Annotated in this window: 13 protein-coding genes; 6 read left to right on the top strand and 7 right to left on the bottom strand. The window is 45.4% G+C overall.

Going from position 1 to position 16364, the window contains the following annotated elements:
• Window positions 1–38: 38 nt before the first annotated feature.
• The 4 genes from HQ865_RS19180 to HQ865_RS19195 form a co-directional block, all read right to left on the bottom strand.
• Complete coding sequence (locus HQ865_RS19180; RefSeq protein WP_173416456.1) at window positions 39–275, bottom strand: hypothetical protein; 237 nt, start codon at window positions 273–275, stop codon at window positions 39–41.
• Window positions 276–420: 145 nt separating this feature from the next.
• Entirely contained in the window at window positions 421–729 is a 309-nt protein-coding gene (locus HQ865_RS19185) for a hypothetical protein (protein WP_173416457.1), read from the bottom strand.
• 733 nt (window positions 730–1462) lie between these two features.
• Entirely contained in the window at window positions 1463–2959 is a 1497-nt protein-coding gene (locus HQ865_RS19190; RefSeq protein ID WP_173416458.1) for a hypothetical protein, read from the bottom strand.
• A 48-nt stretch (window positions 2960–3007) separates the two neighbouring features.
• Window positions 3008–5788, bottom strand: a complete 2781-nt coding sequence (locus tag HQ865_RS19195) for a TonB-dependent receptor (protein ID WP_173416459.1) — start codon at window positions 5786–5788, stop codon at window positions 3008–3010.
• 201 nt (window positions 5789–5989) lie between these two features.
• Between HQ865_RS19195 and HQ865_RS19200 the strand changes: the two genes are divergently transcribed.
• The 6 genes from HQ865_RS19200 to HQ865_RS19225 all read left to right on the top strand — a co-directional run bounded on the left by HQ865_RS19200 (window position 5990) and on the right by HQ865_RS19225 (window position 12706).
• The gene (locus tag HQ865_RS19200; RefSeq protein WP_173416460.1) at window positions 5990–6310 is read left to right on the top strand and encodes an ArsR/SmtB family transcription factor; all 321 of its coding nucleotides are present in this window, start codon (window positions 5990–5992) and stop codon (window positions 6308–6310) included.
• Between the two features lie 94 nt (window positions 6311–6404).
• Window positions 6405–7055, top strand: coding sequence for a helix-turn-helix domain-containing protein (locus HQ865_RS19205; RefSeq protein WP_173416461.1), 651 nt, complete (start codon window positions 6405–6407; stop codon window positions 7053–7055).
• A 454-nt stretch (window positions 7056–7509) separates the two neighbouring features.
• The gene (locus HQ865_RS19210) at window positions 7510–8883 is read left to right on the top strand and encodes an alpha-L-fucosidase (RefSeq protein ID WP_173416462.1); all 1374 of its coding nucleotides are present in this window, start codon (window positions 7510–7512) and stop codon (window positions 8881–8883) included.
• 251 nt (window positions 8884–9134) lie between these two features.
• Window positions 9135–9443, top strand: coding sequence for a hypothetical protein (locus HQ865_RS19215; RefSeq protein WP_173416463.1), 309 nt, complete (start codon window positions 9135–9137; stop codon window positions 9441–9443).
• A 75-nt stretch (window positions 9444–9518) separates the two neighbouring features.
• Window positions 9519–11855, top strand: coding sequence for a TonB-dependent receptor (locus tag HQ865_RS19220; protein ID WP_173416464.1), 2337 nt, complete (start codon window positions 9519–9521; stop codon window positions 11853–11855).
• A gap of 212 nt (window positions 11856–12067) precedes the next feature.
• A complete protein-coding gene (locus tag HQ865_RS19225) occupies window positions 12068–12706 on the top strand; it encodes a hypothetical protein (protein ID WP_173416465.1) in 639 nt (212 codons plus the stop codon).
• Window positions 12707–12742: 36 nt separating this feature from the next.
• On the opposite strand, the gene HQ865_RS19230 is transcribed toward HQ865_RS19225, so the two are convergent.
• The 3 genes from HQ865_RS19230 to glmS form a co-directional block, all read right to left on the bottom strand.
• A complete protein-coding gene (locus HQ865_RS19230) occupies window positions 12743–13678 on the bottom strand; it encodes a hydrogen peroxide-inducible genes activator (protein ID WP_173416466.1) in 936 nt (311 codons plus the stop codon).
• A 133-nt stretch (window positions 13679–13811) separates the two neighbouring features.
• Complete coding sequence (locus HQ865_RS19235; protein ID WP_173416467.1) at window positions 13812–14435, bottom strand: chloramphenicol acetyltransferase; 624 nt, start codon at window positions 14433–14435, stop codon at window positions 13812–13814.
• A 7-nt stretch (window positions 14436–14442) separates the two neighbouring features.
• Window positions 14443–16278, bottom strand: coding sequence for a glutamine--fructose-6-phosphate transaminase (isomerizing) (gene glmS / locus HQ865_RS19240; RefSeq protein ID WP_173416468.1), 1836 nt, complete (start codon window positions 16276–16278; stop codon window positions 14443–14445).
• Between the last annotated feature and the right edge of the window lie 86 nt (window positions 16279–16364).

Genomic DNA, 16364 nt, shown 5'->3' on the forward strand with positions numbered 1-16364 from the left:
TTGATAGGATTAAAGTGATTTTCGGTGCATATGTGATGTCATTTTCGTTTCAACTGGTCGATCTGCTTTTGCTGTTCTTCGTCTTTTTTGTCCTTTTCGATCAGGTACAGTGTCAGTTCTTCTACCTTTTTCAATAGTCTGATGTTCATGTCGCCCAGATCGATGCCGTTCTTGGCCATTTCGGCGGCAGTAGGTATTTCCGGCAGGTGATGGTTCTTGTCGACAAAGGTCTTGATCTCTGCAAGTGCCGACAGTTTATACGTTGGCTCAAACACATAATCCGGGCCAGGGACGCTTAGGTCAACCTTTCCTTCCTGGGAATGTATCTTGCCATATACGGTTAATTTTTCATCAGGCGTAGTCGTTCCGATGCCAACGTTGCCACCAGTTATAAAGCTACCCCTGTTTGATTGGAAAAAGTTAGTGAGGTCCCCGAGGTATTGTACTGGGCCAAACGGAATCCCCCGGATGCATGGAAACGACAGAATTCTGTGCGGAAAAATCTATTCCAGTGTCGTTTCTCGTTCCATAGGCGTACCCTGTAACGTTCAAGGCGTTTCCAGTGCCTGCATTTGCAACATCCAATTTGTAGGAAGGGCTTGTGGTTCCGATGCCTACCTTGCCGGAGTTGCTGTTATATATGTTTGTTCCACTTGTGGTCCATTGTGCGTTTGAAACAAAGGGAAGTGCGAAAAGCAGGGCAATAATTGCCAGTGAGATTTTTTTCATAGGTGATAAGATCTAGTTGATGTATACGATATCCACGAACCAGGTGTTCGGGATAACACGATGGGAATTTAAATATTTTTTAATTAATAACAAAAGTGCTCGTGCTTTTTTAATACGGAACTTTTAGACATGATAAATAGCCAAAAAGTATATGGCTAACTTGTAAAGGCTGTTGTAAATATCTGTACTTAATTGACGAAAAATGGTGCCACAAGTGTGTCAGTACTTTACTAGTTCAACCGCTCGGCCGAGCCTTTTAAAACCAACGACAGCGAAGCCAAAGTTGGTTGCGAGTTAAGGAAATGGTCTCGGCAGAGAAAGCGTGCAGCGCGACTGTCGGGTATCTGCGACAAACAACTGGCGCTGTGCTTGAGCAATGCGGGTAGCATTGCACTATTCAAGCACTGCTGCTACAGTTGCCATGGAATTTAGAATTACAACTGATAGCGGTAGTACACATTGCAGTAAAATATTGGAAACCATTAGGGAAACCTCCAGCAATGATAGCCGTTAGGCTATCGTTACGAAGCGAAGCGGAGTACCCCATGCTGGCGCGATACCGGGCTACGCTACATCCCGAAGCGGGCAGCAACCATAATAATTTTTAGTATTTGTGCCAATTTGATCGTAAAAGAAATATACACCAAAAAAATTCCCGCCAGGCATTGCGCCGGCGGGAATCCACATATAAAAAGCTATTATAGTTTTCCTTTCAAATTTTAATAGCAGGCTATTATTTTACTACGCCCGGAGTGGTGTATGGCAGGTTCTGAGGATCAAGAACAGCCCAGCCCGAAGCCCAGTTGGTAGTACCGAAAGCGCCACGGTAAGTTACTTTCTCAAAGAAAGCATCCGCAAATTTAGCGTTGGTAAAGTCAGCACCCGAAGCAGCGGCCGAACCGGCTTTTACAGTAAAGTCTGGTGTACCAGCGTTAGCGTTACCGGCTGCTTTAAAGTCTAAACCGTATTTCAGCGGATCGTTAAATACATCAGTAGCCGATTTAGTTGCGTCGATAGTGTTATCAGCCGTTAACTGCGCCTGGATGGTAGTAGTACCTGAGAAGATAGCGGCTAATACACCGGCAGTACCTTTTAACTGGTTGCTTTTTACGTTATCACCAAAGATCAGGTTGTTTTTGATAACCGAACGACCAGCAATATAGTTGCCCGAAGTCGCACCTGCGGTAGCCACGGTACCGTCATCAATATAAACACCTTCGGTATAGTTGGTTAATACCGAGTTACCAATGCTGATGGCCGAGTTACGGCGGATCTGTGCGGCATGCTGGAAGTTAGCGTTGATGTTGCTGGTATTGTTGCCAGTGTAGTTAGCAGCCAGCATTGGGCCAATGATAGTCATGTTAGAGAATACAGCGCTGGTTTGCGGCGTATTGTTTGAACCCGAAGCATCGTTATCAGACTCGAAGCCGTTTGAACCCGAGAAGTCGGCGATAACCTGGGCGCGTTGCGCTAAACCAAACTGGATTTTACCAGAGAAACCGAAGTCGGTATCAAAGTCGTCATCAACCGCGCCGATAGATAATAAGTGTTTTGCAGTTACGGTACCGCCAAACCACTCGTACGAGTCGTCGCCCGAACGGTAAACTTCGATATAATCTAAAGTAGTACCTGAACCTACGCCGCCCATAGTTAAGCCGTTGATCTCGTTATCCGGCGAAAAAGGGATACCGGCGTACTCGATACGTACATATTTCAGCGTACCAGAGTTATCGGCAGCATCGGTGCCACCGTACTGAATGTAAGTAGCAGCAGCGCCACCGCCGGTTGGTACTAAACCACCTTCGATAGTAGCAGTACCACCAGTTGGGTTGATAGGTGCTTTACCCAGCAGGATAATGCCACCCCAGTCGCCGCTTGAACGGCCGCCGGCTGCAACTGCCGATGTAAATACAATTGGCTTATCGGCAGTACCGGTAGCGTTAATTTTAGCGCCGCGGGTAACAACCAAAGTACCTTTAGTAGCTTTATCGCCTTTAATAATAGTACCTGGCTCTATAGTTAAGGTAGCGCCGTTGGTTACGTAAACAAAACCGCTCAGGAAATAGATCTTGTCGGCAGTCCAGGTAGTATTGCTCGAGATGTCGCCGGTTACGGTCACAACGTTACCGGTAGTAGTGATCGGCGGGGTAGTACCGTCATCTGTACTGCTTTTTGTACAAGCCGAGAACAAGGCTGCGGCAAGCATCAATATTAATGCACTTTTTTTCATAGTTGTTAATTTGCTGTGTGTTTTTATGATTTTTCCTTTAGTTTTTATTTAAAAGTTGTGGGTGTACGATAGCGTATAGTTCACGCCGGTACGATAATAGCTGATGGTGCCCTGGCGCGACGCCGACGAACCGATAACATACTGCTGGGTATCGCCTTTGTAAAAGAAGTTGGTCGGCTGGTTCAGGATGTCGTTGGCGCTTAGTTTAAACTCTCCCTTGTTTTTAAATACCTTGTAGCCTAACTGCGCGTCAATCACATCCCTCGGCCTTTCGTAAATAGCCGGGAACTGATTACCGCGGGCCTTAAATATGCGCTCGCCAACACGGTTATAAAGCAGATTGATGTTCAGCTTGTTGTTGTAGGCGCTCTGCATCAGGCCAACGTTTATCACGTACGGGGCCTGGCCTACCATCGGGCGTTTGTTGTTATTTTCTGATACGGTGAAGCGGCTATCGGTAGTTTCAGATTTGATGAGTGCTACGTTGGTATAAAAAGTAGTGTTCACCATTGATGGGGTGATGAAGTCCAGCTTCTTGCGGATCTCGAACTCTACCCCATAGTTAATGGCCTTTTGCGCGTTGAAGAAGTTATAGTCGGGCGTAGAGTTTACGTCGTAAATACCGGTTTCGATAGGGTCCTGGAAATCTTTGTAGAAGGCCGATACCGAGATGATCTGCCCGGCCGATGGGTAAACCTCGTAACGCAGGTCCAGATTGTTGATGTGCGCGGTCTTCAGGTTGCGGTTACCGGTAACGGTACCCAGCAATTCAAAATCATAGTAACCAAATGGAGCCAGCTCCCTCAACTCCGGGCGGCCGATAGTGCGCGAGTACGAGAAGCGCAGGTTGGCCTTTGGCGTAAGCGCGTAGGTTAAGTTGGCCGATGGCAGGATGTCCAGGTTATCCATGTTCACCTCGGGGGTGGTGGCATCCTTATCGTTCAGCACCAGGTTAAACTTCTCTACACGTGCACCCCATACCAGCCTGAATTTATCGCCAAATTTATTATCCAGCATGGCATAGGCCGAGTTGGTGAAGGTATGCGCGTTGTATGGGTCGGATTTGGTAACGATATCCTTTAAGCTATAAACATTCTGACCAACAATACCACGACTGAAGATCTGGTTCAGCGGCAGGGCCTTTACCGCCTCCGGATCGAAGTTGAAGCCTGGGCCGCTGTTCAGCGACTCTACAATAAACCTTGGTTCGAAGCTACGGTTGCGGTATTGCGATGAAGCACCGGCTTTCAGTACCGATTTCTGCTTGAACATATTCAGCGGCAGGCTGTAATCTACCTGGCCGGCATAAACATCCTCGTTCAGGTCACTGAAAAAGCGGGCGTTCTGCTTACCAGACGCGTCAACGTCAGCTTTGTATACACCGCTGATCAGGGCGTAGTTAGTTTTACGCTGATCGGGTTGGTTATTGGTGATGCCACTGTAGCTGGCTACCCAGGTAAATTTGGAGTTGTTCTCAAAACCATGGTCGCCCTGCAGGGTACCTTTATACAGGCCTTTCTGCACCATGTCAAAGGCGGTGAAGCGGTTATCAGGGTTACCGGTTTGGCCATTATAGCCGGTTCGGTACAGGAACTGGTCGTCCAGTATGCGGTTGTAGATATTTTTGAACGTGATCTTGTTTTTGCCGTAGCTATAAGCAAAGTTGGCCAAAGCGCCCAAATTGGTCGAGAACTTGTATTTGTTATCGGTAAAGTGGAACTCGTAATAGTTCAGGCCGATATCGGGCGTGGTCTGCAGCGCGTTGCGATAAGTTAAAGCTACAATGGCGCCAAAGCGATTGCCACTTTTAAAATCCTTAACACGGCCAAAGGTTACCTGGTAGTTTTGGTTAAGAAATGCGCTGGTGTTGTAGATATTGAAGTTTGGGTTCAATTTTAACAATGCAGTGGTTTGTTGCTGCTGTGTTAACGAGCCCGCGGTGATGGCATTACTTGACGGGAAGCCCGACGGTAAAGCATGCGAACCATTGTCAAAACCAAAATAGTCTGATAGGTTGCGGTAACCGCTCTTAAAGTTTTTAAACGTGGTATTGGTATTATAACCATAAGCCGCACTCACAGTCAGGAAGTTATTATCGGGTATATCCTTGGTAAATATCTGGATGGCGCCGCCCGCGAAATCGCCGGGCAGGTTTGGCGTAGCCGTTTTGCTGATCACCAGGTTATCAACTAAATTGGCCGGTACAATATCAAACGAGAAAGCTTTACGGTTTGGCTCGGTGCTGGGCAGCGATGTACCATCAAGCGAGGCATTATTATAACGGTCGCTCAAACCACGTACCACTACAAACTTATTATCCTGCACGGTAGCACCGCTCACCCTGCGCAATACATCTGATGTACTTTTATCAGGCGAGCGCTTAATGGTTTCAGAGGTGATACCATCGGTAATACCGGCATTGTTTTTTTGCGCGGCATACAGCGCGTTAACCGATTCCTGGCGGAATGTGCCTTTAATAACAACGGTATTCAGGGTTTTGGCACTCACCGCGTCCATTATTACGTTTAAAGTGGTAACAGCTCCTGCTTTAACCTCTACATCGCTTATCTGCTTGCTGGCATAACCAATGTATTTAATGGTAAGCGTGTATTTGCCCGGAACAACGCCGTTAACCAGGTAAACACCATCAATATTGGTAGCAGCGCCTTTGGTGGTCCCGTCTATCAGTACAGTTGCGCCTATCAGCGCCTCGCTATTTTTACCGTCGGATATTTTACCGGTTATTTTACCCGGCAATTGTGCAAACGCACTTACGCTTGCCAATATTAACAATGCGATAACGGAGAGAGAAGTAAATTTTCGAAACATAAACTTAATTGATGGTTCAAAACTACCCCCGCACTATTAAGTCAAGGTTAACGTCATGTTATCAAATCGAATATCTTAGATAATAGATTTAAACTTCATTTTACATTTAGATAAAATGAAGTTTTGATGAAGATTATCTGAGCACCTCCTGTCACATAGTATATCTTCGATATTAGATATATCTTTGGTGCAATAAGCAAGATGGCCAGCAATAAAAAAGCCGAGTTTACCCCTAACGATCAGCATATCTCCAATATGGCTAAGGCTATGTCGCACCCCGGGCGCATTGCTATTATGCGCATAGTTAAGCAATACCCTAAAATAACTACCGGCGAAATTGTAGAGATCCTTCCACTGGCGCAGGCCACCGTATCGCACCATTTAAAAGAATTGCAAACCGCCGGACTGATCACCATGACCGCCGATGGCAAGCGTTCGCTCTTTGAGATCAACCGCAAAAATTGGGATAGCTATACCACATCCTTCAACCAACTACTGGAGCAGATCAATAACCTGCAATAGATAGTCATTAAATCGAATGTTTTCGATAATAATCAGTTAATCCTAAGTTTACATTAAGTAAATGCCATAGGTATACCTTAGTGGGATCATATCTATGGGTTCTTTTAAACGAAACTATGATGAGGGCGATATCGCCCTGTCTGCCTTTGCACTTGCCCTGGCTTTACCTGTGCGGATCTTTATCATCCGTACCATTATCAACCGGGAAAATTCAGCGGTTAAGGATGACTTTGCAAACCCCTTATTTAATGCAGAAACTATTGCCAAGCACCTGCAGCAATTAAAGGCCCTTAAAATTTTAACATCACTTGCGGTAAGCAAAACGGTGCGGTATAGCGTTAACACGGTGTACTTTAAGGCGATGTCGCAAAACTTCAATTCGTTTATGCAGCCTTTGGATGACAGCCACGCTAAGCCCGACACGATTACCGGGCCGACCAAAACCGAAGAGCACACCATGAGTTTTGGCGATTACCTGAAGATGCAACGCCAATCGTACCAGTTAACACAGGCCGAAATGGCCGAACGTCTGGATATGGACCGTTCAGTACTCAGCAAAGCCGAAACCGGCCGGACAGTATTCCCAGAGGATAAGCTATTGGTATTGAGCCAAAAGATCCACGAGGATATCGGCAGTATTAAAAAGATCTATTACAGCGATCACCTGGCAAAACTGATCCGAAAAGGTAATTTAGATGAGTCCATCCTGCAAATTGCCCGCATTAAATCGGGTGGCTCCAAATAACACACCCAACCCGAAAAAAAAACCAAAGGTTAATTATTCTACATCACGGGTTAAAAAATCCCCACATTGCGTAAGGATATCCCGTGTATAATTAATTATTCCTCAACAATTACTTCATTTTAGCTTAGAAAGTCCGGCTTTATTTAACTGGCACGGGTATTGAATTATATTTAATGCCCTACCAAAAGGGCTGTTTTTCATAGGTAGATGTATTTGGCCGGTAAACGCTGCGAGAGCTGTTCCGGCCTTTTTTGTTTTGGGGCTTTGTGTCAATTTAACCACAAAGGGCGCAAAGTTTTTTTCACAAAGAACACAAAGGCTTATATAGCTTCATATTAAATAAACTACTTCTTTGTGAACTTTGTGGTTTTCCTCTTTGTGGCCTTTGTGGTTAAATTGCCCGCTTGCTATCAGCATTTTTAACTCCTATCTTTCGAACAATTAACTGATACAGATGAAAAAATATTTGATTGCTGCGCTTTCGCTGCTTTGCTCTGCCACACTGATGGCCCAAAACCTGGCCAAATTGCAACAAAACTTTGTCGATCTGCGCTTTGGGATGTTTATCCATTTTAATATCCCTACCTATATGAACCAGGACTGGCCCGATCCGGAAACTCCTGCCAGCCTGTTCACCCCGGTTAAACTGAATTGCGACCAATGGGCTAAAGCCGCCAAATCGGCTAATATGAGTTATGGCTGCCTCACCACCAAGCACCACAGCGGTTTTTGTATATGGGATACCAAAACCACCGATTATAACGTAATGAACAGTCCGTTGAAGCGGGATGTAGTTAAGGAATATACCAACGCCTTTCGCGCCAATGGTTTAAAAGTGATGTTGTATTATTCGATATTGGATACGCACCACAAGCTGCGCCCGCACCACATCACCCAAAAGCATATTGAAATGGTAAAGGCGCAGATCACCGAGTTGCTCACCAAATACGGCAAGATCGAAGCCCTGATCATCGACGGCTGGGATGCGCCATGGTCGCGCATCTCGTATGATGATATCCCCTTTGAAGACATTTACCTGCTGGTGAAGAAGCTGCAACCCGATTGCCTGTTAATGGACCTGAACGGCGCCAAGTATCCCGCCGAGGGCCTTTATTATACCGATATTAAAACTTACGAAATGGGCGCCGGTCAGCGGATCTCTAAGGAGAGCAACAAAATGCCGGCATTGGCTTGCCTGCCCATTAACAGCGCCTGGTTCTGGAAAACCGATTTCCCGGAAAAGCCGGTGAAAGATCCCGTAAAGCTGGTGAATGAAACGCTGATCCCCCTTAACAATGCCAGCTGCAACTTTATCCTTAACGTAGCTCCCAACCGTGATGGCTTGATAGACGACAATGTCCTCGCTGCCCTGAAGCAGATCGGCAGCGTTTGGAAGAATGAAGGGCCTGTAAATAAACTACCTGCGCTGGAGGCGCCCATCATCTCCACTAACATCGCTAAAAACCAACCCTCCAACTCAAGTTGGAGCGATGATATGGACATTATGGATTTTGCTAACGATGATGACTTCAAAACCTCGTGGACTTCCAACTCAACCGTTAAAACCCCGTGGTACGAGATTGACTTCGGACACGAAAAAGCGTTTAACGCAATCAGCATCGCCGAGCAAAAAGCCAACATCAAAATATATAAACTACAATACTACCAAAGCGGCGAGTGGAAAACCATTTTCAGCGGCGAGAATACCAACAAGATAAAGATACACCGCTTCAACCGCGTATGGGGTAGCAAAGTGCGCATGCAGATAGAAACTTATGATCATCAGCCATCCATTGCCGAATTTGGGGTATATGATGAAAGGCGTTGATTTCAGTACAGTGGCAATTTAACCACAAAAGGGTTTGGAAGTGATTTTTTACCACAGAGAACACAAAGGGAGAAGCACGGAGGACACAGAGGCTTATTTTATTTGATTTTTCTTCGTATCCTTTGTGAAAGAACTTTGTGCTCTTTGTGGTTAAATTGCCACCCAAATCTCCTCTAACGATATTGTTACGAACCACTTTTCCCCGTGCATGTTTAATTATTAACTTTGCGGTATCGCTACTGTTACTAACGTTGAAGAAAACTAAATTAAATATCGTTTTCGCCTGGTCGTTACTGCTGCTTTTTGTGGCGGGGCAATATCTTGTGTTCTCTCACACACACAAGCAGGGCAGTTTAGTAACAGTAACCAAAGACCACGCTCCTACTTTTAAAGAGCGATGCGATGTGTGCGACGTTATGCACCACACCCACATGGTACTTACTCACCATGTGTATTTCACCCCAATGGTGGCCACGCTTTGTCACTATCAGTTTAAACCATCGGGTGTTCAGCTTATCCAATTAGTGCTGGCTTCGGGCCGTGCACCGCCTATGGCATAATTAATATCTCCAATTTTTATTGAATCTTTTTTATGCCGGTGCTTTTAGCATGGGTTAACTTATTTATCCGTTACTATGAAATTAAAAATATTCGGCTTTTTGCTGATGCAGTTTATATTTATTATCGCCGCTAAGGCAAACGTAATTAGCATCACCGGTAAGGTAATTGATGCTACCAACAAAATGACGCTTCCGGGGGCCACCATCTCCATCCCCGACTTGAAACTGACCGCCGCTACCGACAACAACGGTAACTTCAGCTTTAAATCGCTGCCATCAAAAGGTAAGCTGATCATGCAGGTGCAGTACATCGGCTATAAAACCCTAACGCAGGTAGTGGATATGGCTTCTACCATGCCAATCGTATTCGAGTTGCAGCCTACCAGTATCGAAACCAAGGAAGTGGTAATTACCGGTACGCCAACAAGCGCTAACAACAAGCGCAACAGTACATCGGCATCTACGCTTAACCGCGACGAACTACTCCGCCCATCTACCAACCTGATAGACGCGGTAGCCAAGCAGGTGCCTGGCTTCTCACAGATCACTACCGGTCCGTCTATATCAAAACCTGTTATCCGTGGGTTAAGCGCTAACCGTGTGGTTACACTTGATGACGGCGTGAAGCAACAAGGCCAGCAATTTGGCGATGAACACGGCATCGAGATCGATCAGTTTAAGATAGAGCGGGTAGAAGTATTAAAAGGTGCAGCTTCATTGATGTACGGCTCGGACGCCTTGGGTGGTGTGCTTAATCTGCTGGAACCCTTGACTACGCCCGACGGCGAAGTTCGTGGCGAGGTGGTATCCAACTATTCAACTAACAATGGTTTAACCAGCAATTCGGTAATGATGACCGGTAACGAGAATGGCTTTGTATGGCGCGGACGCGGATCGTACAAAAACGCTTATTCGTTCAATACGCCAACTGGCTACTTCCCTAATTCGGGTTTTAATGAGACCGATCTGAACGGCATGCTGGGCGTAAACAAAAGCTGGGGTTACTCGCATTTAAACCTGAGCTACTTTAAAAACAACATCGGTTTTTACGATCCGCAATTTAACGCCGCAGGCAATTACGTAAATGATGATGGCCTTGCCTTTACCGATAAGGATTACCACAGCCGCACTATCGACTTCCCTCGCCAGGATATCCGCCATTATAAAATAGCGCTGGATAATAATTTTATCCTGAGCTCCGGTTCGTTAAAAGTAAACCTGGGTTACCAGAAAAACCAGCGTCGCGAGTTGGATAATCCAACCCCGGCCCTGTTCTTTGATTTGAACACCTACTCAGGCGATGCGAAATATTATGTAAACGCCGCCAACGGCTGGGAGCCGGTATTCGGCATCAGTGCCGACGCGGGCCACAGTGTTAACAAAGGCACCGAATTTTTAGTTCCGGCTTATGATACCTACGGTATTGGCGTGTTTGGGTACATCAAAAAGAACTGGGATAAAAGCACTTTCAATTTTGGTTTGCGTTATGATTACCGTGACAATAAAGGCAAGGGCCTTACCGAAGATGACGGCACCGTACGTTTCAACCCTTTCAATAACTCAGCATCAAACGTAAGCACCGCCCTGGGTTATACCTACGAGTTTAACGATCAGCTAAGCTTTAAAGCCAACGGCGGTACTGCTTTTCGCGCGCCAAACGTTGCCGAACTTGGTTCTAACGGCGTACACGAAGGCACTTTCCGCTACGAGGTGGGTAACCCTAATTTAAGTCCGGAACGCAGCTATCAGACCGACGCCGCCCTACAGTTTGATAACAATACGGTATCTGCCAGCTTAGGTATCTACAATAATTATATCCACAATTTTATTTATGCAGCTAACACCAAGGGCGATAATATAACCATAACCGACGATAACGGCGATCCGCAACTATACCCGGTTTATCGCTATACCCAGGTTAATGCCAACCTTTATGGTGTAGAAGCCAGCCTTACGCTGCACCCGGTGCACTTTATACACCTGGATAATACTTTTGGTTATACCCATGCGCAAAACACTACGCTGGATAGGCCGCTTTCGTTTATCCCGGCTGCCAATATGCACAATACCTTAAGGTTTGAGCCTAACATTGGTAAGTTAAAGGATAGCTATATCTCTATAGGGTTAGACAACTACTTCGCGCAAAACCGCTTTGATGCCGCCTTTGAAACACCGACAAGCGCTTATACTTTAATTAACGCATCGGTTGGCACCACGGTAGCGCTGGGCAAGCAAAAAATAAAAGTTTATATAGCCGGTAATAACCTGGCTGATAAGAAATACTACGATGCCCTGAGCCGCCTGAAACCCGGCCGCCTTGACCAAACCGACCCTACCCTTGGCGTTTATAACCCGGGACGTAGCATTACGTTTGGCATTAGCGTGCCGTTTATATTGGCGAAGGCTAATTAAAAACGCCTAACATTGGTCGTCATCCTGAACGCAGTGAAGGATCTCCGATAAGCAGAGCAGATATACAAGGCGGGGATCCTTCACTATAGCTCTGGATGACGAAGTATCTTTAACAGAAAAGGCCTGAACTTAAGTTCAGGCCTTTTCTGTTAAAATAAAATTTAATAGATTGTATGCCATAAATGAAAAGGCTGCATTACATATTCATTGCTATGATATTTGCTTTTGGCTGCACCGAGTTTGACCATAAAGTACATAACATTATTACTAAACAATCTGTTTTAGTCCCCTCTAAACATCAAAATAAAATAAGCGAAGGCCTTGTTGACGGATGTTATGGTATAGTAGCTATCAACGAAAAACAGTCGTTTAAAGACACCTTCTCATTTAACCTGTACAACATCGATAAAACACTTTGGAAAAGAATTATCTTTTCGGCCGATTCAAATTCCGTTCCCCATGTTGTTCCATATGCACTTAAATGCGAAAATTTTGTGATGATGTTCAGATGCACGGCGGTTGGCGATGGGTTTTATAAAGTGATCACAGATGAAAACAAGAAAACGGAAAAGCTGATATCTGTCCGGGAAAAGTTTTTAGTGTTCGAAAAATGGCCGCAGCATATCCTTAAACATGCTTTTGCTGTCGATTTCTCGACCAGCTATAACCCGCTCAGGTCTGATACTACCGGTGGGGCAAAGCGTTTGCGCTTTAATAACAATCAGAACTTTCATCCTGTTGAGATAAAGGGTTATTGGTTGAAAGTAAAGGATGATAACGAAAAAGGTGGATGGGTGAGATGGAGAAACGAAAAAGGCGAATTACTGGTAACGGTTTTTTACCTGTGTTAAAATTAATGTAAGATTATATTCTCTTACCTAAGTACATTAGATATTAATAATCTCCTTCTTTTTCAAACTGCGCATGCGCTTCGGCACAAACTCCAGTATCTCGTTTTTCAAGGCTTCTATCATGCGGCGCTTTAAAAAGTTGCGCTGTATCACCAGGCTTACTTCGCGTGCCGGCTCGGGCGATTTAAAGTAGCGCACCTTATCCAGTTGCTTGTCCGATAGTTCGGACAGGGCCAGTTCGGGTAAAATAGTGGCGCCGTTGTTTTGGTCTACCATGCGCTTCAGGGTTTCCACACTGCCGGTATTGTATTCAAAATGCAGAAAACTTTGGGTGGTTTTGCGGCGCTGGCAAATATTAAGTACCTGCTCGCGCATGCAATGCCCCTCATTCAATACCCATATTTCTTCGGGATCGATATCTTCGGATGTGATATTCTTCTTTTTAAACAGCTTACTGCTTTTTGAGGTGTAAGCCACAAAGTTCTCGTAAAAAACGGGGATCTCCGTTAGGTTGGCTTCATGCAACGGGGTCGACAGGATGCCGCAATCTATCAGGCCTAACTTCAACTGCTGGATGATCTGCTCGGTGGTTTGCTCCCATACCATCAGCTTTACCTGCGGGTATTTGTCAATAAATTTGGTGATGATGCGTGGCAGCAGGTAAGGTGATACCGTTGGGATGATACCGATCTTTAATTCGCCTGAGAGTTCCTTTTGGCGATCACTTACAATCTCTTTTATCTTTTGGCTTTCGGCCAGCAAGATGCGGGCCTGGGCTATGATCTCGATACCAACTTCGGTAGGCACAACCGGCTGTCGGCTGCGGTCGAATATCTTTACACCCAGGGTATCCTCCAGCTTTTGCAATTGCATGCTTAGCGTAGGCTGGGTAACAAAGCATTTTTCGGCAGCTAAAACAAAGTTGCGGTAGGTATCAACCGCTACGGCGTATTCCAGTTGTACAAGAGTCATGTTATATTTATATAAATGAAAACTATACAAATATATAATTATTATTGATTTTTACTATATCGAATTTATAACCATCCCTAAACGCAAAAATATCCCACATGTGCAGGGCATTTTGCATGATACTATCCGGAACTTACCCATCCAACAGTTGCTGTAACTTATCGATATATAAACCCACATGATAACCATCAACCAAACCGTGGTGAACATGAATATGCACAGGCATAGATTTAATCCCATTTGCTTCGGTTAGCTTGCCCACTGTTATTTTAGGGCAGCTATCGCCCGATTTGTTATTATGCGCCTGCGATATGTTATTAAAGCTAACCCAGGGGAGCGCTGAGAAGTGTATCACATCAGTTAGCGGGCCTGTTGTAAAGATGCCCGTTGTATTTTTAACGCGTTCAATTTCAGCAATAACCACCTGGTGAAAATCATGAATATCCTCCTCGTACCTGATATACGATAGTCCGAAGGTTTTATCATCGCGCAAAATAGTGGTCGAGGCATCAACCCTGCCGCTGATATAAACATCCTCGCCGTCAATACCGTACTTAAAACTCTCAACCGCGTTAACGGCAGCTAATATTTTGTGCAGATAATAGCTGTAAAATGATACGTCCAGGTCTTTCGCATTTTGATAGGCGCGCGTACAATCCACATCAACGGTCACTCCAAAATAAGGCTGATCGAAGGAATTAAAAAACCGGAAGTGCTCCTTCCGGTTCCAGCTGTCAACGTCCAGCTTTTGTTTCATATTAATATTATTCTACTGTTACAGATTTTGCCAGGTTACGCGGCTGGTCTACATTACAACCACGCATTACAGCTATATAGTACGATAACAATTGCAGCGGAATGGTAGCCAGCAGCGGCACAAAGGCTTCGCCGGTTTGTGGTATCTCTATCACGTATTCGGCCATATCCCTAACAGTGGTGTCCCCTTCGGTTACAATGGCAATTACACGACCGCCGCGGGCTTTTACTTCCTGTATGTTACTCACCACTTTCTCATACGATGAATGTTTGGTAGCGATAAACACTACCGGCATATCAGCGTCGATCAGCGCGATAGGGCCATGTTTCATTTCGGCAGCAGGATAGCCCTCGGCGTGTATGTAGGAGATCTCCTTCAGCTTTAAGGCTCCCTCAAGCGCAACCGGGAATGAACTGCCACGCCCCAGGAACAGGCAGTTGTTAGAATCTTTAAACTTCTCGGCAATCGCTTTGATCTGCCCGCTCGATTTTAAGGCCTTTTCTACCAGCTGCGGTATCTCATCCAGCTGAGTCAGGTATTCAACCATTTTTCCCTGGGTAATTTTACCACGTTGCTGGGCGATATAGAACGCCATTAGCGTTAACACAGTTACCTGGGCAGTAAACGCCTTGGTTGAGGCTACACCAATCTCCGGACCTGCGTGTGTATAAACCCCGGCATGTGTAGTACGCGGAATAGATGCGCCAACCACATTACAGATCCCGAAAATGGTAGCACCTTTCTCCTTAGCCAGTTCAATAGCGGCCATCGTATCTGCCGTTTCGCCCGATTGTGAAATAGCTATCACCAGGTCTTTTTCGGAAATGATAGGATTACGATACCTGAACTCAGAAGCATACTCCACTTCAACCGGTACACGGGCATATTCCTCTATCAGGTATTCGCCCACTAAACCCGCATGCCACGATGTACCGCAGGCTACGATGATAATACGATCGATATTTTTTAGCTTCTCGGTATATTCCTTTATACCACCCAACTGCACGATGCCATTATCAGGATAAATACGGCCGCGCATACAATCGCGGATAGAGCGTGGCTGCTCGTATATCTCCTTTAACATAAAGTGGTCGTAGCCACCTTTCTCCAGCATCTCTAACTGCAGATCAAGCTTTTGAATGTATGGCGTCTGAACGGTATTGTCAATATTCTTGATCAGCAGGTCTTCGCGACGGATGTAGGCGATCTCATTGTCATTCAGGTAGATCACATTCTTGGTGTACTCCACAATAGGCGTAGCATCCGAAGCGATGAAGTATTCATCCTTACCCACCCCAATCACCAGCGGGCTTCCTTTGCGGGCAGCTATCAGCAAATCGGGATCATCCTGGCTCATAATTACGATAGCGTATGCGCCTATTACCCTGTTTAAAGCTATACGTACAGCTTCCTGCACATCAAGGCCGGTTTCGTTTTGAATATCCTCAACCAGGTGAACCAGCACTTCGGTATCGGTATCGCTTTTAAAAACATGGCCCTTCGCCAATAAAGCTTCTTTAATTACCGAATAGTTTTCGATAATACCGTTATGGATGATGGTCAGCTTCCTGTCGCCAGATGAATGGGGGTGCGAGTTACGGTCGCTCGGGGCGCCGTGTGTAGCCCAGCGGGTGTGGCCCATGCCAACAGCACCTTTAAGGCTAACATCTTTTACAAAGTTTTCCAGGTCGCTTACCTTACCGGCTTTTTTATAAACCTTTAGCTCTTTATCTAACAAAGCAATACCGGCGCTATCATAGCCACGGTATTCTAAACGTTGTAAACCTTTTATAATGATGGGATAAGCATCCCTATAGCCTATGTAACCTACAATTCCGCACATAAATAATTAAGTGTTTAAATAAACAATTAAATGCTTAACAAAAAAGCATACAAATTATTTTGCTAAAGTATATAAATAATAAATCC

The organism is Mucilaginibacter mali, assembly GCF_013283875.1.
In the GTDB taxonomy this organism is placed as follows: Bacteria; Bacteroidota; Bacteroidia; order Sphingobacteriales; family Sphingobacteriaceae; genus Mucilaginibacter; species Mucilaginibacter mali.